The organism is Flavobacterium humi (assembly GCF_004745595.1).
GTDB lineage: Bacteria > Bacteroidota > Bacteroidia > Flavobacteriales > Flavobacteriaceae > Flavobacterium > Flavobacterium humi.
In genome coordinates, this window is the sequence record NZ_SRLH01000003.1 from 196,894 (window position 1) to 217,094 (window position 20,201).

Annotated in this window: 19 protein-coding genes; 9 read left to right on the forward strand and 10 right to left on the reverse strand. The window is 41.8% G+C overall.

What is annotated here, in order from left to right; genetic code table 11:
* Position 1: 1 nt before the first annotated feature.
* Positions 2-1,807, reverse strand: coding sequence for an excinuclease ABC subunit UvrC (gene uvrC / locus E4635_RS06230; RefSeq protein ID WP_135525767.1), 1,806 nt, complete (start codon positions 1,805-1,807; stop codon positions 2-4).
* Between the two features lie 126 nt (positions 1,808-1,933).
* On the opposite strand from uvrC, the gene E4635_RS06235 reads away from it, so the two are divergent.
* The 3 genes from E4635_RS06235 to E4635_RS06245 are packed head-to-tail and all read left to right on the forward strand — an operon-like array spanning position 1,934 to position 3,722.
* Positions 1,934-2,908 carry a succinylglutamate desuccinylase/aspartoacylase family protein gene (locus E4635_RS06235; protein ID WP_246020709.1) on the forward strand — a complete coding sequence of 325 codons (975 nt, stop codon included), beginning with the start codon at positions 1,934-1,936 and terminating at the stop codon, positions 2,906-2,908.
* Positions 2,901-3,464: a 5-formyltetrahydrofolate cyclo-ligase gene (locus E4635_RS06240; protein ID WP_135525768.1), complete on the forward strand. Its 564-nt coding sequence runs from the start codon at positions 2,901-2,903 to the stop codon at positions 3,462-3,464. The genes E4635_RS06235 and E4635_RS06240 overlap by 8 nt, the downstream gene beginning before the upstream one ends.
* Before the next feature lie 27 nt (positions 3,465-3,491).
* The gene (locus E4635_RS06245; RefSeq protein WP_135525769.1) at positions 3,492-3,722 is read left to right on the forward strand and encodes a hypothetical protein; all 231 of its coding nucleotides are present in this window, start codon (positions 3,492-3,494) and stop codon (positions 3,720-3,722) included.
* A 52-nt stretch (positions 3,723-3,774) separates the two neighbouring features.
* Here E4635_RS06245 and E4635_RS06250 read toward each other — a convergent pair whose 3' ends face one another.
* The 6 genes from E4635_RS06250 to gdhA form a co-directional block, all read right to left on the reverse strand.
* Positions 3,775-4,371 carry a lipoprotein signal peptidase gene (locus tag E4635_RS06250; protein ID WP_135525770.1) on the reverse strand — a complete coding sequence of 199 codons (597 nt, stop codon included), beginning with the start codon at positions 4,369-4,371 and terminating at the stop codon, positions 3,775-3,777.
* Between the two features lie 84 nt (positions 4,372-4,455).
* Complete coding sequence (locus tag E4635_RS06255) at positions 4,456-4,836, reverse strand: TraR/DksA family transcriptional regulator (protein WP_135525771.1); 381 nt, start codon at positions 4,834-4,836, stop codon at positions 4,456-4,458.
* A 6-nt stretch (positions 4,837-4,842) separates the two neighbouring features.
* Positions 4,843-8,244: an isoleucine--tRNA ligase gene (gene ileS / locus E4635_RS06260; RefSeq protein WP_135525772.1), complete on the reverse strand. Its 3,402-nt coding sequence runs from the start codon at positions 8,242-8,244 to the stop codon at positions 4,843-4,845.
* A 102-nt stretch (positions 8,245-8,346) separates the two neighbouring features.
* A complete protein-coding gene (recO, locus tag E4635_RS06265; RefSeq protein WP_135525773.1) occupies positions 8,347-9,060 on the reverse strand; it encodes a DNA repair protein RecO in 714 nt (237 codons plus the stop codon).
* Positions 9,060-11,339: a type IX secretion system anionic LPS delivery protein PorZ gene (gene porZ / locus E4635_RS06270; RefSeq protein WP_135525774.1), complete on the reverse strand. Its 2,280-nt coding sequence runs from the start codon at positions 11,337-11,339 to the stop codon at positions 9,060-9,062. Before porZ ends, recO begins: the two co-directional genes overlap by 1 nt.
* Before the next feature lie 122 nt (positions 11,340-11,461).
* On the reverse strand, positions 11,462-12,805 hold the full coding sequence (gene gdhA / locus E4635_RS06275) for an NADP-specific glutamate dehydrogenase (protein ID WP_135525775.1): 1,344 nt from the start codon (positions 12,803-12,805) through the stop codon (positions 11,462-11,464).
* Between the two features lie 205 nt (positions 12,806-13,010).
* Between gdhA and E4635_RS06280 the strand changes: the two genes are divergently transcribed.
* Entirely contained in the window at positions 13,011-13,823 is an 813-nt protein-coding gene (locus tag E4635_RS06280) for a THC0290_0291 family protein (RefSeq protein WP_135525776.1), read from the forward strand.
* Between the two features lie 58 nt (positions 13,824-13,881).
* On the opposite strand, the gene E4635_RS06285 is transcribed toward E4635_RS06280, so the two are convergent.
* Together E4635_RS06285 and E4635_RS06290 are read right to left on the reverse strand one after the other, a co-directional pair.
* Positions 13,882-15,030, reverse strand: coding sequence for a cystathionine gamma-synthase (locus E4635_RS06285; RefSeq protein ID WP_135525777.1), 1,149 nt, complete (start codon positions 15,028-15,030; stop codon positions 13,882-13,884).
* Between the two features lie 84 nt (positions 15,031-15,114).
* Positions 15,115-15,570: a DinB family protein gene (locus tag E4635_RS06290; RefSeq protein ID WP_135525778.1), complete on the reverse strand. Its 456-nt coding sequence runs from the start codon at positions 15,568-15,570 to the stop codon at positions 15,115-15,117.
* 77 nt (positions 15,571-15,647) lie between these two features.
* On the opposite strand from E4635_RS06290, the gene E4635_RS06295 reads away from it, so the two are divergent.
* From E4635_RS06295 to nadD, 5 genes are all read left to right on the forward strand, one after another.
* Positions 15,648-15,998 (forward strand): arsenate reductase family protein, encoded by a 351-nt coding sequence (locus E4635_RS06295; protein WP_135525779.1) that lies wholly within the window; start codon positions 15,648-15,650, stop codon positions 15,996-15,998.
* On the forward strand, positions 15,998-16,909 hold the full coding sequence (locus tag E4635_RS06300) for a DMT family transporter (protein WP_135525780.1): 912 nt from the start codon (positions 15,998-16,000) through the stop codon (positions 16,907-16,909). Before E4635_RS06295 ends, E4635_RS06300 begins: the two co-directional genes overlap by 1 nt.
* A 92-nt stretch (positions 16,910-17,001) precedes the next feature.
* Positions 17,002-17,862, forward strand: coding sequence for a YicC/YloC family endoribonuclease (locus tag E4635_RS06305; RefSeq protein WP_135525781.1), 861 nt, complete (start codon positions 17,002-17,004; stop codon positions 17,860-17,862).
* Positions 17,863-17,912: 50 nt separating this feature from the next.
* On the forward strand, positions 17,913-18,482 hold the full coding sequence (gmk, locus tag E4635_RS06310; protein WP_135525782.1) for a guanylate kinase: 570 nt from the start codon (positions 17,913-17,915) through the stop codon (positions 18,480-18,482).
* A 35-nt stretch (positions 18,483-18,517) separates the two neighbouring features.
* A complete protein-coding gene (nadD, locus tag E4635_RS06315) occupies positions 18,518-19,099 on the forward strand; it encodes a nicotinate (nicotinamide) nucleotide adenylyltransferase (protein WP_135525783.1) in 582 nt (193 codons plus the stop codon).
* Positions 19,100-19,222: 123 nt separating this feature from the next.
* On the opposite strand, the gene E4635_RS06320 is transcribed toward nadD, so the two are convergent.
* On the reverse strand, positions 19,223-20,107 hold the full coding sequence (locus tag E4635_RS06320) for a nicotinic acid mononucleotide adenyltransferase (protein WP_135525784.1): 885 nt from the start codon (positions 20,105-20,107) through the stop codon (positions 19,223-19,225).
* Positions 20,108-20,201 lie beyond the last annotated feature (94 nt).

Here is a 20,201-nt window from a genome sequence, read left to right on the forward strand (position 1 = left end):
TTTATTTAGATTGGTTTATTGCCTTGTAAAATTCGTAAATTTTTTTGGCTTTTGAAAGCCCGACCACAGCAGAAATTTCATTTTCCGAAGCTAATTTCAATCTTTTAACGCTTTTGAAATGTTTTATTAATGTTTCCATGGTTTTTTCGCCAATTCCCGGAATGCTTTCAATGGAAGAATTCAGGGCCGATTTGCTGCGTTTGTCCCGATGGAAGGTAATCCCGAAACGGTGTGCTTCATTACGCAGCTGCTGGATTACTTTTAGCGTTTCCGATTTTTTGTCCAGGTACAGCGGCGCCGAATCCCCCGGATAGAACAGTTCCTCCAGCCGTTTGGCAATCCCTACAATGGCTATTTTTCCGCGCAGCCCCAAATCATCCATGCTTTTTAAGGCCGATGACAGCTGCCCTTTTCCTCCGTCAATGATTATGAGTTGTGGCAAGGGCTGGTTTTCGTCCAAAAGGCGTTTGTACCTTCTGTACACCACTTCTTCCATAGAGGCAAAATCATTAGGCCCGTCTACGGTTTTGATGTTGAAATGGCGGTAATCCTTTTTGCTCGGTTTCCCATCCTTAAAAACCACACAGGCAGCCACGGGGTTTGTACCCTGGATATTCGAGTTATCGAAGCACTCAATATGCCTCGGCTCGACCGAAAGGCGCAAATCCTTCTGCATCTGGGCCATAATCCGGTTCGTATGGCGGTCCGGATCCACAATCTGCAGTTGCTTGAGCTGGTCCATCCTGTAAAATTTCGCATTGCGCTGGGAAAGTTCCAGGATTTGCTTTTTATCGCCCAATTGCGGAATTGTGATTTTCAGGTTAGCCCCTACTTCCACCTCAAAAGGCACTATTATTTCTTTGGACAAAAGATTGAAACGCTCCCGAAGCTCCACAATAGCAAGTTCCAACAGTTCTTTATCGGTTTCATCAAGTTTCTTCTTGATTTCCATGGTATGGGAACGGATAATCGACCCGTGGGATATTTGCAGGAAGTTGACAAAAGCGGCACTTTCATCCGATATAATCGAAAACACATCAATATTCGATATTTTAGGGTTGAGGATTGTTGACCTGGACTGATAATTTTCTAGCACTTCTATTTTTTCCTTGATTTGCTGGGCCTGTTCGAACTTCATCTCTGTGGCCAGTACGGTCATCTGCTTTTTGAAATCTTTAAGGCTTTCCTTAAAATTCCCCTTGAGGATTTCCCGGATCGCCTGGACTTGCTTTTGGTAGTCTTCCAGAGATTCGAGCCCTTCGCAAGGACCTTTGCAATTCCCGATATGGTATTCCAGGCATACTTTGAATTTGCCCGAATCAATATTGGCCTTGCTCAAATCATAATTGCAGGTACGCAACGGATACAGTTCCTTGATCAAATCCAGGATAGTATGCACCGTTTTAAAGCTGGTATAAGGCCCGAAATATTCCGAACCGTCCTTGATCATTTTGCGGGTAGAGAATATCCTTGGGAAGCGTTCGTTCTTGATGCAAATCCACGGATAGGTCTTGTCATCGCGCAACAGTACGTTATAACGCGGCTGCAGCGTCTTGATCAGGTTGTTCTCCAGCAGGAGCGCATCGGTTTCGGTGGGAACGACAATGTGTTTTATGGAAACGATCTTCTTGACCAGGACATTGGTCTTGGCGTTATCATGGATTTTATTAAAATAAGAACCTACCCTTTTCCTGAGGTTGATGGCCTTGCCCACATACAGGATTTTCCCTTCTTTGTCATAATACTGGTACACGCCCGGATTGTCCGGCAAGGATTGGATTTGGAGTTCTAAGGCAGAAATGGTCATGGAAGTCTGGAATGTTATGTTCCAAATTTACGAAATAATTAAACCCGTGCCACAAAGCATTTCTGTAAATACATTTTGATGACCCGTTATAACCGATATTTTTTTACTTTAGCCTTTTACGCTGTTATGACCTACAAAAATGATATTTTAACGATCCTCAAGGAAACCGTTTTACCCGGGGAAAGCAAGACCATCAACATGGAAATTGCCAAACTCCACACCATGACCAAACTGAAAATCCCAATTATTGTGGAACGTTCCAAAATCCCGGGGCCAACAATCCTGCTTTCGGCCGGGTTGCACGGTGATGAGATTAACGGTGTTGAAATTGTCCGCCAGCTGATTGTACAGAAAATCAATAAACCCAAAACCGGTACCATTATATGTATCCCGGTTATCAATATTTTCGGGTTCGTCAACCAAACCAGGGAATTTCCCGACGGAAGGGACCTAAACCGCGTATTCCCGGGAAGCAAAACAGGATCCCTGGCCAGTAGGTTTGCCTATTTCCTACTCAAGGAAATCATCCCGCATGTGGATTATGCCATAGATTTCCATGCCGGAGGCGCCAGCCGCTTTAATGTGGCACAGGTCCGCATTGTCCCGGACAACCCTGAACTCAAAGCACTTGCCGATGTATTCCACGCGCCTTTTGCCTTATATTCGAAAAACATCAACGGCTCGTTCCGGAATTCCTGCGACAAATTAGGTGTGAAGATGCTGTTGTTTGAAGGCGGAAAATCCATCGACATCAACGAAGATATTACCAAGCAAGGTGTAGAAGGGGTCAAACGCGTATTACAGCATTTTGGAATGCTCAACAACCGCAAAAAAGCAGCCGCACCTGAAACCAAAACGATTTACATCGAAAAATCAAGCTGGGTCAGGGCCAAATATTCCGGCATGTTCCACGGCCATACGCTGGTAGGCCATTTTGTGGAAAAAGGAAGCATATTGGCCACCATTTCAGATCCATATGGCAAAATCGAGCATAAAGTAAAAGCGCCCAATTCCGGCTATGTCATCAATGTAAACGATGCCCCGATTGTGTATCAGGGTGATGCCATTTATCATATTTCAACTGTTTTGGCCCATGAATAAGAAAGAATTAAGACTGGAATATAAGGCCCGAAGGCAAAAACTCACATTCGATGAGACCGAACAAATGAGCCTGGCCATAGCCAATAAAGTCCTGTCATTGGATATTTGGGAGAAAAACTACTTCCATATTTTCCTTCCCATAGAAGAACAGAAAGAAGTGAATACCGAATACATCCTGCATTTACTGTCCGGAAAAGATAAGGAAACGGTTATTTCCAAATCTGATTTCCAAACCCGGCACATGACACATTTCCTCCTAACCGATTCTACCAAAATCAGGAAAAACCAATACAATATTCCGGAACCCGTAGATGGCATAGAAGTCCCTCCTACAAAAATCGATGTTGTTTTCGTACCGCTTTTGGCCTTTGACAGGCAAGGGCACCGGGTAGGCTATGGCAAGGGTTTTTATGATCTTTTTTTCTCCGGATGCAGGGAAGATGTGATTAAGGTCGGCCTTTCATATTTTGGCCCTGAAAATACTATAGACGGTATTTTCGATTGGGACGTCCGGTTGGATTTTTGTGTCACTCCCGATAGGATTTATGAATTTTAATTTTATATTCGCTTAAATTTAATACCAATGAAAAATTCAAAACCCCATTTTATCATTTTTCTTGTTACTTTTTTAGTGGCTTCCTTAGGATTGACAAGTTGTGTCGTGCACGAACATCATCCGCACAGGCACAGGACCGTTATCGTGAAAGAGAAAAGGATTCCTCCAGGCCAGGCCAAGAAAAGGCACGGAGACAGAAGTGCCAGGGACCATGCGCCGGGGCATCGCAAAAAAGACAAGATTATCATTATCGAGTAATAAAAAACCACGCTTTCCGGCGTGGTTTTTTTATATAGTTGCGTTTCCTTAATTATTTCGAAAATGCTTTTTTATTGAATACAATCAGTATCCCAACTCCTGTTGATATGGCTACATCTGCCACATTGAAGATGGCATTAAAGAACGTGAAATGCTTCCCACCCCAAATAGGCAGCCAATCCGGAAATTGTGCGTCCTGGATGATCGGGAAATAAAACATATCGACTACTTTTCCGTAAAACCAGGATCCGTAAGGCTTATCGCTAAATAATGTGGCCACTTCGTAGGTACTGTCATTAAAAATCCTTCCGTAAAAAACCGAATCAATGATATTCCCGAAAGCTCCGGCCAGGATCAATGCAATAGCGACCAAAAGAATGTTGGACGCTTTATTCTTATAGGAACTGTGCAGCCAATACCCAATACACCCAACGGCAATAATCCTGAAAGTGGTAAGGATCAGTTTGCCGTAAATGCCAGGCAATTCCACACCCCATGCCATTCCTTCGTTTTCAATAAACAATATTTTAAACCAATTGAACACTTTTACTTCTTCATGCAGCAGGAAATGTGTTTTTACATATATTTTTGAAACCTGGTCTACCAATAAAACCAGGAAAACGATGAAATAGGCTTTTTTTAAATTCATTTTTTAAAATTTGATGTCACAAAAATAAACATTCTTACATAAAAAACGCCCCTAAAAAGGAGCGTTTAGTTATTTAATGAAAGTTTATCGCTGCAGGTTTTTCGCTTCAATACTCATAGTCGCGTGCGGAACCAGTTTCAACCTTTCCTTGTTGATCAGTTTTCCGGTTACTTTGCAAATGCCGTAGGTTTTGTTTTCAATACGCACCAATGCATTCTTCAAATCGCGGATGAATTTCTCCTGACGGATAGCAAGCTGTGAGTTAGCCTCTTTAGACATAGTTTCGCTTCCTTCTTCGAATGCCTTGAATGTTGGCGATGTATCATCGGTTCCGTTATTCAGGTCGTTTAGGTAAGCGCTTCTTATTAAATCTAAATCGTTTTTCGCTTTGTCTAGTTTTTTCAAGATCAATTCTTTGAATTCAGCCAAATCTGCATCTGAGAATCTTATTTGTTCTTCTACCATAATTTCTTATTTTGAAATTAAAATCATTGTTTTTACATCATCAAACTCAATAACCGTACCGTTATTGACATTTTCCTGAAGAACGAGTTCTTCAGTTAAAGTTTCAGCTTTTATATAATCCTGATTGTTTAAGACGGCTTGGTTTAGGGTATCCTCTTTTTGAATAGCCACCTTAATTTTATCAGTTACTTCAAAACCTGAATCTTTACGGATATTTTGGATTCGGTTCACAAGCTCGCGGGCAATACCTTCATTTTTGAGTTCCTCTGAAATAGTGATGTCCAGGGCAACTGTAATTCCGCCGGAATTTGCTACTAACCAACCTTCAATATCTTGCGAAGAGATTTCCACATCTTCTAATGATAAAGTTATACTTTTTCCTGATATAACAATGCCTAAGCTTCCTTCTCTGTCTAATTTATTTATCTGTTCCGCAGAAAAATTTTGTATCTCTTTGGAAATCAATCCCATATCTTTTCCAAAACGAGGCCCGAGGGTTTTAAAATTCGGTTTGATCTGTTTCACCAACACCCCAGAAGCATCGTCTAACAGTTCAATTTCCTTGACATTTACCTCGGCTTTAATAAGGTCGGAAACCGCCTCAATTTCAGCACGTTGATTCTCATCAAGTATTGGAATCATTACCTTTTGCAACGGTTGCCTTACTTTTATCATTTCCTTTTTACGGAGCGATAAAACCAATGAAGAAACCGTCTGCGCCTTGGCCATTTTGCTTTCCAGCGATTTATCAACAAAGTTTTCAACGTTTTTAGGGAATTCTGCCAAATGCACGCTTTCAAACCTTTCTCCTTCAGTAGCCTGCGTCAAATCCCTGTAAAGCCTGTCCATAAAGAACGGAGCAATCGGGGCGCTTAATTTTGCCACGGTTATCAAACAGGTATACAACGTCTGGTAGGCCGCGATTTTATCCTGTGCATACTCGCCTTTCCAAAAACGGCGGCGGCACAAACGCACGTACCAGTTGCTTAAATTCTCCTGGACAAAATCAGAAATCATACGGGCTGCTTTCGTTGGCTCGTAATCATCATAGGCCTCATCCACTAATTTAATGAGCGTGTGCAGTTCCGATAATATCCAGCGGTCGATTTCCGGCCTGTCTTCCAGGGGAATTTCCGCTTCGGCATATTTGAACCCGTCAATGTTTGCATATAACGCAAAGAACGAATAGGTATTATACAAGGTTCCGAAGAATTTTCGCCTTACTTCCGCAACTCCTTCAATATCAAACTTCAAGTTATCCCAAGGGTTCGCATTGGCAATCATGTACCAACGCGTGGCATCCGGTCCGTATTCCGCCAGGGTCGTAAACGGGTCAACCGCATTCCCTAAACGTTTGGACATTTTTTGGCCGTTTTTATCCAAAACCAATCCGTTTGACACTACGTTTTTATAGGCCACTTTATCGAAAACCAACGTTCCGATAGCATGCAGCGTATAAAACCAGCCTCTTGTCTGGTCTACTCCTTCTGCGATGAAATCGGCCGGGAAATCTTTATTGCCATCGATTTTATCTTTATTCTCAAACGGATAATGCCATTGTGCATATGGCATCGATCCTGAATCAAACCAGACATCTATAAGGTCGCTTTCGCGCTTCATCGGTTTTCCGCTGGCAGAAACCAATGTGATGCCGTCGACCACGTTTTTATGCAGATCGACCAGGTCATAGTTCGATTCGCTCATATTGCCAATCTCGAAACCTTTAAATGGATTTACGGATTCTACGCCGGCTTGGATTGCTTTTTCGATTTCGTTGTATAATTCTTCCACCGAACCGATTAGTATTTCTTCTGTCCCGTCTTCCGTTCTCCATATCGGCAATGGAATCCCCCAATACCTTGATCTTGAAAGGTTCCAGTCGTTTGCGTTTTTCAGCCAGTTTCCGAAACGGCCTTCTCCGGTTGCTTTCGGTTTCCAGTTGATGGTCTCGTTCAGGTCAAACATCCTTTCTTTGACATCGGTCATTTTAATGAACCAGGAATCCAAAGGATAATATAATAAAGGCTCGTCGGTTCTCCAGCTGTGTGGGTAACTGTGAACGTATTTTTCTACTTTGAATGCCTTGTTTTCTTCTTTTAAACGAATCGCGATTTCAACATCTACCGATTTTTCAGGTGCTTCTCCAGCATTGTAATATTCGTTTTTGACATATTTCCCGGCCAGTTCTCCCATATGCGAGGTGAATTTACCTTGCAGGTCAACCAGCGGCACAGGATTTCCGTTTTCGTCCAGAACCAACATCGGTGGGACTTCCGGCACGGCTTCTTTGGCTACTTTAGCATCATCGGCACCAAAAGTAGGTGCAGTGTGCACAATACCGGTACCGTCTTCCGTAGTAACGAAATCCCCCGAAATTACCCTAAAGGCATCTTCCGGATTCTGGTATGGCAAGGCATATGGCAATAACTGCTCGTATCGGATCCCGACTAAATCTTTTCCTTTACATTCCGCTAAAATCTTGAATGGAATATTTTTATCGCCTGCGTTGAAATTGTCAAAATCCGCCTCGTCTTCACTGGCAAAGAAACCTTTCCCGAATTGTTTTCCAACCAAATTTTTAGCCAGGATAACATTCATCGGCTTAAAAGTATACTGATTGAAGGTTTTAACTAAAACATACTCAATCTTCGGGCCAACGGTCAAAGCTGTATTTGACGGAAGCGTCCAGGGAGTTGTTGTCCAGGCTAACATGTGGATATCTCCAAAACCTTGCAAAAATGAAGGCAAGGTTTCAGGAAGTGTTTTAAACTGTGCCACAATGGTCGTATCTGTTACATCACGGTAGCTTCCAGGCTGGTTCACTTCGTGCGAAGACAAACCTGTCCCTGCTTTTGGAGAATACGGCTGGATCGTATAGCCTTTGTAAAGCAAACCTTTATCATAGATTTGTTTCAAAAGCCACCAAACGGATTCCATGTATTTGGATTTGTAGGTCACATACGGGTCTTCCATATCAACCCAATACCCCATTTTCTCGGTAAGGTCGTTCCATACGTCTGTATAACGCATGACCGTTTTCTTGCAGGCTTCGTTGTATTCATCAATAGAAATGGTTTTCCCGATGTCTTCCTTGGTGATGCCCAATTCTTTTTCGGTGCCTAATTCCACAGGCAAACCATGGGTATCCCAGCCGGCTTTACGCTTTACCTGGAACCCTTTTTGAGTTTTGTAACGACAAAAAATATCTTTAATCGCACGTGCCATTACGTGGTGAATGCCAGGCAATCCGTTTGCTGAAGGAGGCCCTTCAAAAAACACATACGGTTGGTTCCCTTCACGGGAAGTTACACTTTGCTCAAAGATGTTTTGTTTTTTCCAGAAATCAAGCACTTCAGAGGCCACGGTTGGCAAATCAAGTCCTTTATATTCAGTGAATTTCGTACTCATTTTATCGTTTTCTAAAATCAATTCGCGAAAGTACTAATTTTTGAATAATTCTGTGTTAATACTATGACAAAATACATAGCAAACCGATGATTTTTCTGCTGTTTACGAAAAAACCTCCTTGAGGACTTCCAATGATTTCGGTTTTTTAAACCCGTCAAGATGAACGGAATAGTAATCCAGCAGTATTTTGAGCAATAATTGGCGCTCGGTACCGGCAAAAACCTTTTGGTCGGAATCGAATTTCAAACCAATGAGTTTCTTGAACAGAAAGGTCTCATGCCCGGTGAGGCAGCTCAATCCCTGGGAAGAGGAAAATACGCCTTCATTTGTTTCGAAAAAAGGCAAGTCCGCTTCAGAAGTATCAGGGTAAAACCCGAGGAACTTCGTGATTTCGAGCAATAAGATCAAATGGAAATTTGCCATTTCGTCGTGTGTGTCCAGCCAAAGCAGTGCCGTTTCCAAAAACGAAAACAAGGTCTCGTTTTTTTCCTCTTCCCGGATGCTGTGGTGCAGGACTTCCGACAGGAAAATAACGATGGTGCTTTTGAAAATATCGGTATTGATGGAATGGAAAGGAGCCGCCAACCTTATTTCCCTGAAATGTTCCAAAGTGCCTTTGTTCTTATGGCTCGCCTCAATATCCAAAAGGGTTAACGGCTGAAAATAAGCGATCTTCTGATTTGATTTTTTCCCGGAGAAGGCATTCGGCACAAAATACGATTTCAGCCCGTCCGATTGGGTAAAACATTTTACGATCAGGCTTTTTTCCTGGTATTTCAGTGCACTTAGAACAATGGCTTTGGTCTTGACAAGCATTATCGGACAATCATCACTTTTTTGACTTTAGAAAGCAGGCCGTCTTCAGAAGAGACAAAAATCATATAGACACCGGACGCTACTTTGCTTTTGCCAAAAACTTTGGTATCCCACATTACTGTCCCTCCGGCGGAAATTTCCTCATAAACAAGATTCCCTTCAATATCGGTGATCTTGACATTGCATTTATTCATCAACCCTGTAATGGCGACGCTCCCGTTAAATTCAGGCCTCACGGGATTCGGGAAAGCGATGATGTTCTCGAGGTTTTCCGCTCCTTTGGTAGACGTCCCTTTATAGGAAACCATACCGCTTTCGGTAGCGATGAAAACCTCTCCGGTCTGGCTGTTTATCTCAATATCGGTGATGACGTTGCTGGGCAACGGTGAATTTTCCTTGGTAAAAATATTGAATGTCTTTTGGCCGTCGGAAGAGATAAAAAACACGCCCGAACCGGCTGTACCGATCCATTTGTTGTCGGAACCATCCACTACGATATCGGTTATAAATTGCTGGTAAAGAAGTTCTTGCGCCAAACCGTCTTCCAAAATAATAATAGCATTCGAATTCAGCTCGTTGTTTGTCAGAAAAGAATCGACGCTTGGCAAGACCCTCAAACCGTGCGTTGTCCCAATCCAAAGCTTGTTTTTATTGTCTACCGCTATCGAACGCACATCGTTGTCGGGAAGGTTTCCTTCGTCCTGTCCTTCTTTAATACTTAGCGACCTGTTGTTATGGTTTTCGTTGAACCCGACCACTCCTTCATGATTGGTAGCTATCCATTTTGTACTGTTTTTATCGATGACTATCCTTCCGTAACTATTGGTAAGCGGCTCTTGCACGCCCGAAAGGGCAAAACTTTGCCATTGTTCGTTTGATCGTAAGACATGGAGCCCTGTGGCTACCAGGGAATTCGTTACCCAAAGATTGCCGTTTTTATCAAAAGCCGAACCATTGACCCGTATATCATCCTGTGCCAGGTTAGGAATGGTCTGTAATGTGCTATTGGACCTGTTGTATAATTTTGCGGCGGCATCGTTGTCAAACTTCAGCAGCCCCGAATAATACGAACTGAAATACACTTGTTTTTGATTGGCGGGATTAACCGCTATACGAGTGAGGGATTTTGCATTGAGCAAATCGGAATACGGGAATAATTTCCAGTTTTTATCGGCATCCATTTTACTGATGGCGTAGGAATCCAGAGGATACGGGTTGTAATTCCTGGAATAATCACCATACACAGTCCAAAGGATATTCGAAGCCGATTGAATGGCAAAGATTTTATTTTTGACTGGCCCGTTCGGGGTATTGTCTACAAAAACCGTAGGATTGGACAGAGTGGTAGAAAACAAGCCGTTTTCCTGTGTCCCAATATAAATGGTATCACCCATCATCGTAGCACAGGTGAGTTTTGCTGTGATTCCCGTTATGTTGTTGATCTGCAAAATTTTAACCAACTGCCCGTTATAAATATGCACAAAATCCTGAGTGGTTATAATCAGGCGTCCTTCGCTGTATCTTACATCGGTTGGGATCTGGCTGAATGTTGTTACATATTGTGGCGTGTCTCCCACGAATTTAAACATCGCTGCCCCGAAACCTATGGCGATAAGTTCTGTGCCGACTGCCTGGACACTTCCCCAATTGGCGGCATACACCATAGTCCATTGGTTATAATCAATTAAGTTCGGATTGGTGACAGATGCTTTCAAAAGGCCATAACCGCTGGCCACGGCATAGATGAATCCGTTAAAAAGGGTAGTTTGCAGGATTTCGACATTGGCACCGCCCGCACCGATAAAATAAGTGTCTCCAAATTCGGAAATGGCCAAATCATATACGCAAATACCGAAATCGGTAGCGATATAGACTTTCCCGTTGTGCTCCATAAAATGGTTGATCCTTTTTTTGTTCTGTGGTACTGATGGTTTGTTGACGATATCCACCACGTTCAACATTGTCCCATCAGTATCATTGACTACGATGAGCAAGCCGTTTTCATGGCCTATAAGTGTTTTTTTGAAGGCTTCGCTGTGGTAGACCTGAGAGATGTTTTCTCCCGAAAGCCCTTCAATGGTAGTCGTTTTGGAAACCTCGTTGGTGGCGCTGTTTTTTTTGAAATATGCGTTTTCCGCAGCAGCGTAGAGATGCGTGGAACTCTGCGAAATATCTTTTATGGTATTATACGAAAAGTAGCCTTCCCACATTTGCTTTTCCTGCGAATAGCCAAAGAAGGTTATCAATAATACTATAGAGTGTAAGAAAACGTTTTTCATCTGAAAAAATTAGATTCACGTACAAATATAGGATAAAAACGATTTTATTTAAGTTTTAATATATTTCCATAAAAAAAAGCGCCTCATTACTGAAGCGCTTTCTGTTTTTATGATGAAAGGGTTTATACAACTCCTTGTCCTAACATAGCATCAGCTACTTTTACGAAACCGGCGATGTTTGCACCTTTTACGTAATCTACATAGCCATTACCGTCTGAACCGTATTGTACACAAGCCTCATGGATATTTTTCATGATTCCTTTTAGGCGCTCATCAACTTCTTCGGTTGACCAGCTTAAACGCAATGAGTTTTGAGACATTTCAAGACCTGAAGTTGCCACACCTCCTGCATTGGAAGCTTTTCCTGGAGCGAATAAGATTTTTGCGTTTTGGAAAACAGTAACGGCCTCTGGTGTAGAAGGCATATTAGCTCCTTCAGCCACACAGATACATCCGTTTGCTACCAATACTTTCGCTTCATCCTCGTTCAACTCGTTTTGAGTAGCACAAGGCAGGGCGATGTCGCATTTCACTTCCCAAGGACGTTTTCCCGCTACATATTTAGCATTTGGGTATTTGTTCAAATAATCACTGATACGACCGTAGTTTACGTTTTTGATTTCCATTACGTAAGCCAATTTTTCAGCATCGATACCAGCCTCATCGTAGATATATCCTGCAGAATCTGACATGGTAACTACTTTTCCTCCTAATTGAGTCGCTTTTTCAGCAGCATATTGCGCTACGTTTCCAGAACCTGAAACCACAACGATCTTACCGCTGAAGCTTTGTCCTTTGGTTTTTAGCATGCTGTCCGCGAAATACACATCTCCGTAACCGGTAGCCTCCGGACGGATTAACGATCCTCCGAAAGTGATTCCTTTTCCAGTAAGGACTCCTGTAAATTCGTTTCTTAAACGTTTGTACTGTCCAAACATGTAACCTACTTCTCTACCTCCAACACCTATATCTCCGGCCGGTACGTCAGTATCAGCTCCGATGTGTTTAGACAATTCAGTCATGAAGGCCTGACAGAACTTCATGATTTCGTTATCCGATTTTCCTTTAGGATCGAAATCAGCTCCACCTTTTCCTCCACCCATTGGTAAAGTAGTCAAACTGTTTTTGAACGTTTGCTCGAAAGCTAGGAATTTAAGAATGCTTAAATTTACTGATGGATGGAAACGGATTCCTCCCTTGTATGGCCCAATGGCTGAATTCATCTGGATACGGTACCCTCTGTTAACCTGAGTAGCGCCTGAATCATCTACCCAAACAACTCGGAACATGATAACACGCTCTGCTTCGACCATTCTTTCCAAAAGCATTTTGCCTTGGTACTTTGCGTTTTTTTCAATAAAAGGAATTACTGTTTCAGCAACTTCTTTAACTGCCTGCATAAACTCAGGCTCATTTGGGTTTCTTTTACCTACTGCTTCAATAAAAGCATCAATACTTTGTGACATGATTTATAGATTATGAACGCTTTATGAAAACGTTTTCGTTTTGAGGCACAAATATACATTTTATAAAAATATAGTCAACAAATTTTTAAGCTTAAAAGATTCTTAATGTGTTGAAATTGATAAATCTTTTGTTTTTTTTATGATTTATTTTTGATGTGTTTGTTGTTTTTATATATTTGTCGGATAATGAACTAAATCTATACCCATGCCCAGAATACTTAGCTTAATCGTTTTATTCTCATTAGGACTCCTCAACTCAGCCCAGGCCCAGTTTGGTTTTTCTCACGAAATAGGTGTAATTGCCGGTCCGGTTGCCTTCCAGTCCGATTATGGAGTGCGTCATGATTTTGATACTAATGCAGGAAACACAGGAATAGGAATCGGGTTGGTACACTATCTGAATTTTTCCTACCGTGCAGACTGTAACTGTTATACTCCGGAGAACTATTTTAACGACCATTTCAAATTAAGGACAGAGTTATCTTATACTAAAACGAAATTAAACCATTTCGGAGAATGGGTAACCCCTGAAAAATTAGCCACTTCCATTCCGGCACAGCAATTAAAAGCAATGCACGGAAGTACAGCTGTAACCAATATCGGTATGCAGTTGGAATGGTATCCTTTGAGCATCAGGAATTTTACTGCAAGCACCGGAAGTTTTGCTCCTTTTGTGAGTTTAGGTGCCCAATACAGTTTTTTCAAACCGGAAGTAGAAACCAGTTTTGGTGACGGCCGATTGACACAACCAAATATCTTCCCGAAATACTGGGAACCTTCTGACGGACAGGCTCATGGTTTTTCTAATGAAAGAGGAAGTACTTTATCTGTCGTTTCAAGTGTAGGGACACGTTACAAACTAACCCCTTTATCGGATTTAATGATAGACTTGAGATTCCAATATTTCAATTCCAACTGGGTTGACGGTTTGAATCCTAATCCGGATGTATATACTGAAAACAAAGCCAATGATTGGTTGGTATGGTTGAATTTCGGTTACATCTACTATTTGAATTAAAATATCATAAAAACATAAAAAAACCCGTCTTGTTTACACTTGACGGGTTTTTTATTTATTAGGCCAAAGCCTGTTTTAAATCTTCAATCAGGTCTTCTGCATCTTCCACACCAACGCTCAATCTGACCAAGTCGTCTGTAATCCCAATTTCCTTGCGTTTGTCTTCCGGTATGGACGCATGTGTCATTAAAGCCGGATGGTTGGCCAATGATTCAACCCCGCCCAATGATTCTGCCAGGGTGAACACCTTCACTTTTTCCAAAAAGGCAATGGCATCTTCTTTTTTTCCTGATTTGAAAGTAAAGGTTACCATTCCTCCAAAACCGCCAATCATTTGCTTTTTGGCAATTTCATGAAACGGATGCGAGGCCAGGCCAGGATAATATACTCTTTCCACTTTTGGGTGGTTCATCAAAAATTCTGCTATTTTCACACCATTCTCACAATGTCTTTGTACGCGAAGGTGCAATGTCTTGATCCCTCTTAATACCAAAAAGGAATCCTGCGGGCCAAGGGTTGCTCCAGTTGCAAATTGCTGGAAATGCAGTTGATCGCCCAATGCTGCATCTTTTACGATCAAAGCGCCGGCAATCACATCAGAATGCCCGCCAAGGTATTTCGTGGCCGAATGCATTACGATATCGGCACCTAAATCCAAAGGTTTTTGCAAATAAGGAGTAGCAAAAGTATTATCTACCGCGAAAAGCACGTTGTGTTTTTTAGTGATTTTGGCTATTTCGGCGATATCGGCTAATTTCATCAAAGGGTTCGTTGGCGTTTCCACCCAAACCATCTTCGTATTGGCGTTGATCAATGATTCAAATTTGGCAAGGTCATTCATGTCTACGAAATGGAATTTGATTCCGGAATCTTTATAAATCCGGGTAAACATCCTATAGGTACCGCCATATAAATCATCCATGGCAATAACTTCATCTCCGGCCTTAAAAGAACGCAGGACACAGTCCGTTGCTGCTAATCCTGAAGAAAAAGCCAATCCGCGCGTACCGTTTTCGATACTGGCCAGTGCGTTTTCCAATGCCGTTCTTGTCGGATTGGCTGCACGGCTGTATTCGTAATCGGGATTAAGCGGCTGTCCAGGGCTGGTCTGCACAAAAGTAGAAGTCTGGTAAACCGGCGGCATTACAGCTCCTGTACTCGGATCGTGATGTTGCCCGCCGTGTATAACTTTAGTATTGAATTTCATTTTTTATGTTTTTAAAATACAAATTTAGATTTTATTATTCCGTGAATGGAGAAGTTTAACGATTTTTTGGCCGGCCCGGTTCGGTTACAGGAATTTTTTAATCTGCATCATGACCCCAATATGTGTAGCTTCATGGTAGTTGGAAAATTCCATAGCAAAATGGGCACTTTTAACATGAAAACCCGTTGATGTGGTAAACGGCATAAATTGATCAAAAATATCATTGGCAAAATCTTCTTTTGATTGTTCGAGGGTCGAAAAAAGAAATTTCTTGATTTCGTCTATTTCAACTTGTGTCACAAAGGCTTCAGGCCGGGTGCCTCTTTTGTACTTATCTACCATTTCATCCGGAACCATCATGCTTAAACCGGATAATTTATACACAAGCATTTGCTGGACAACTATACTATGGGCAATGTTCCAAATCAGGTTGTTGGAAAAACCATCCGGTACTTTATTTAGTTCTTCCAAAGTATGGTTTTCCAAAAAATTCAAAAGTATATTCCTGCTCGAGTTACTGATTTCAAAAGTGTTTGACATATGTTTATTTTTTTATAAAAATAGTAATTTTAACTGTGAAATGGATTTTCTTTGCATGCAGAAACAAAATAAATATTATGGACAGAATATACTACCTTTCTTCCTGCGACACCTGCCGGAAAATAATCAAATCGTTGCCCAATGCAGACCGCCTGACATTTATTGACATTCGCCAGAACCCGCTTTCTGAAGCCGATGTAGAAGAAATGCACCAGCTTTCCGGAAGTTACGAAGCGCTTTTCAGCAAGAAGGCGCAATTGTACAAATCCATGGACCTGAAAAATAAAAACCTGACCGAAGCCGATTATAAAAAATACCTTTTAGAACATTATACGTTCCTGAGCCGCCCTGTTTTTATCATTGACGGCAAAATCTACATTGGCAACAGCCAAAAAAATATCCTGGAAGTGATTAAAGTACTGGGCTAATGTCAAAAAGAAACCTGGCCCTTATTGCCGCCACACTGGTCTCCCTTATTTACGGCGTGACCTTTACCATTGCCAAAGACGTCATGCCAGCCTATATTGATGCCTTCGGGTTTATCCTGTTGCGTGTGGGCGGGACTACTTTGTTGTTTTGGCTGATTGCCACCCTGATGCTTTGGCTCCAGCCGGAAAAAACCGAAAAGATCGACAAGGCTGATTTCCCACGGATTATTGCCGCTTCCTTTTTTGGCGTTGCTTTTAACATGCTTACTTTTTTCAAGGGGCTGAGTTATACTTCTCCAATCATGGGGGCCATCATTATGGTGACCACACCGATGATCGTCCTGATTTTATCGGCTGTCCTGATCCGGGAACGGATGGAAAAACGCAAAGTCATCGGGATTGTTTTAGGGCTGGCCGGAACCGCCTTTTTGATCCTTTACGGAAAACCGATGCTCAATGCCCCAAAAGCCGGCCTGGGAAATTTACTGGTTTTCGTAAATGCCGTTTCCTATGGTTTTTACCTGATCATCGTAAAAAAACTGATGGATAAATACAATGCGCTTTCGTTTGTAAAATGGATCTACTTCTTCGGTTTTTTGATGGTGCTTCCTTTTGGCTGGAACGAATTCCAGGCGGTACACTGGACAGCTGTGCCGGTGGATATTTTCTGGAAAATAGGTTTTGTGGTGGTTTTTTCCACTTTCCTGACCTATTTATTGAATTTGCTTTCGATGAAAGAACTCAAGCCGACCACAGTAGCGGTTTTCATTTACCTGCAGCCGTTGTTTGCTTCGGTTTTCGCCATCGGATTAGGAAAAGATGAATTGAATATGGTAAAAATCGGTTCGGCTATACTGATTTTTACCGGAGTTTACCTGGTTACCCAAAAAAAGAATTCACAGCAATCCTAACCAACCGTATCTTTTAGAGTTTGTTACAGGTAGGATCGGATACTGAACACTCAATAGTTTTTCTTACATTTGTAGCCATTACAATTTTCAATATGATACAATCCATGACAGGTTTTGGCAAAGCGTCACTGCAATTGCCTACCAAAAAAATAACGGTCGAATTAAAATCATTGAACAGCAAAGGACTGGACCTGAACACCAGGATGCCTTCTGTATACCGCGAAATGGAATTAAGCCTTCGCAACCAGATTGCCCAGAGCCTGGAGCGTGGGAAAGTAGATTTCTCCTTGTACATTGAAGTGACCGGAGAAGAAACATCGACCAAAGTCAACGCGCCCATCGTAAAAGCGTATATTAAGCAAATGCGTGATATTTTGCCGGATGCCGACAATACCGAATTAATGAAAATGGCAGTCCGCATGCCTGATGCCTTAAAAACAGAGCGTGACGAAATTGACGAAAACGAATGGAAGCAAATCCAGTCTGTAATTGATGAAGCCCTGGCCAACATTAATGATTTCCGTGTCTCTGAAGGCCTATCCCTGGAAAAGGAATTCAAATTACGCATCGATAATATCCGTTCCTACATGAACCAGGCATTGGTACTGGATCCGGAACGTGTGCAGAATATCAAGGAAAGACTGCAGACAGCTATCGATGAATTGAAAGTAAATGTAGACACCAATCGTTTTGAGCAGGAATTGATCTATTATTTAGAAAAACTGGACATTACCGAAGAAAAAGTTCGTTTAGGCAACCACCTGGATTATTTCCTGGAAACCATCAAAGGCACCGAAGCCAACGGAAGGAAATTAGGTTTCATTACCCAGGAAATGGGCAGGGAAATCAATACTATGGGTTCCAAATCCAACCATGCCGAAATGCAGAAACTGGTCGTACTGATGAAAGACGAACTGGAAAAAATAAAAGAACAGGTACTCAATGTACTTTAATTAAAGCATACAGCTACAAGCCATCGGCTTGAGGCAAAAACACAACTACAATGAAAGAAGGGAAATTACTCGTATTTTCAGCACCGTCAGGTTCGGGCAAAACAACAATAGTCAGGCATTTGCTGGCACAGGAAGAATTAAACCTGGAATTTTCAATTTCGGCCACAACACGGGCTCCCAGAGGAGAGGAAGTACATGGGAAGGATTATTATTTCATTTCCCTTGAAGAATTCAAAAAACACATCAAGGCAGAGGATTTTGTAGAATGGGAAGAAGTGTACCGTGATAATTTCTATGGTACGCTCAAAAGCGAAGTAGAACGCATCTGGGCCAAAGGCAAGAATGTCATTTTTGATATCGATGTGGCCGGCGGGTTGCGCATCAAATCAAAATTCCAGCAGGAAACCCTTGCCGTATTCGTAAAACCGCCAAGCATCGACGAATTGAAAATCCGCCTGAAGAAACGTTCCACCGAAAGCGACGACAAAATCAATATGCGTATTGCCAAAGCATCTGTAGAACTGGCAACAGCACCACAATTTGACAAAATCATCAAAAATTATGATCTGGACGTAGCCAAAGTAGATGCGTACGAATTGGTAAAAGATTTTTTGAAGTAAAACAACTTCATTTTTCCCCCTAAATCATAAAAACCATGAAGATAGGATTGTATTTCGGGACTTTTAATCCCATACATACCGGGCATATGATCATTGCGAACCACTTGGCCGAACATTCGGACCTGGACCAGGTTTGGATGGTTGTCACGCCGCACAATCCGCACAAGCAAAAAAACACGCTCCTGGATGATTACCACCGCTTGGAAATGGTCCATCTGGCCACTAAGGATTTTCCCAAATTACAGCCTTCCGATGTAGAATTCAAGCTGCCGCAGCCCAACTATACGGTAAACACTTTGGCTCACCTACAGGAAAAATACCCACAGCATACTTTCTCCCTGATTATGGGCGAAGACAACCTGAATTCGCTCCACAAATGGAAAAACTATGAAGTAATCCTCCAAAACCACAGTATTTATGTGTATCCCCGTTTGGCATCAGGAGAAATCGATGCCCAGTTTATCAATCATCCTAAAATCCATCGGATTGGGGCTCCGGTTATAGAGATTTCCTCCACTTTTATCCGGGAAAGCATCAAGAATAAGAAAAACGTGGTCCCGCTTTTGCCTGAAAAAGTATGGCATTATATAGACCATAATTTGTTTTACAAAAAATAAGGGTTGGGTACTTAAAAACTTTTACTACACCCCAAAATATAAAGGCGTTCAGGAAATTCCTGAACGCCTTTATTCTAAACACCAAAAAACAAAACGTAATTTAACTTAACTATTTTTATATAACTAACTCACTTTTTTAGTTGTAGTTTTACTACGTTGCACGGATTGTCTCAAATATTGTATAAATCCTCTTCCTACTAGCTCATAAGTAGTTCCGGAGGCATTATGATACAATCTAATCCGATTGTCATTTATAACGCTGAGTGTAAACGATTCATTGCCCCAGAAATCATAATTTAATGTTAAAATTTTCTGATAAGGGCTTCCAGTGTTGAAAATCCCGTACTGTCCGGTAAAATCCCAATAGATATTATTTACGTTTGTGCCGGGAGCATCTTGGGAAGAACGGAACGTATCATCGCTTCCTCCAGCCATAAACTGAATAAAATGTTCGTTGTCAAAATCATTCAAAGCTCCTGCATGGCTCGTATACACTTTTTCCCAGGCTTTATACTCCTGAAGGAAATAATGGATGTTGTCATAAAAAACACGATCGTAATCAAAAGTATTCCTTTGGTACCCTACAAGAAAATAAGTCGTGTTCTGGCTTCGGCTGTATAATTTAACCTGATTGGCCGATGTTTGGTACACTTCAAGATCGTATACACCATAAATATCGTGGAAAAACCGAATGGTCGTAGGGAAATAACCATACGAGCCCACTTTAATCCCGAAACCGCCGCCGGTTGTTCCTATTCCCACTAAATTGTTGTTGGCATACAAACTTCCGTTAAGGAAAGAAATGGTAAAAGCCCTGGATAAAAACGGCACGTCGCCATTCCCTATAGTCCTGTCATAGTCAACATACCATAAATCATAGCCTTCCATGAGTTCCGGCAAAGAAACAGATCCGTCGTCATACGGTTCTTCCACATACACATCGGTCACGCAGGAAGAAAATAAAAAGGGCAAAACCACCGCTGCTAAAAGTATTTTTATCGTTTTCATGATTCGTTTATTTTAGGTTTGAATAAGTCTGTTCAATATGCGTGCCAAAAAATCCGGCTATTGGATTTTAAGGTCGTTAGATTTTTCGCCTTTT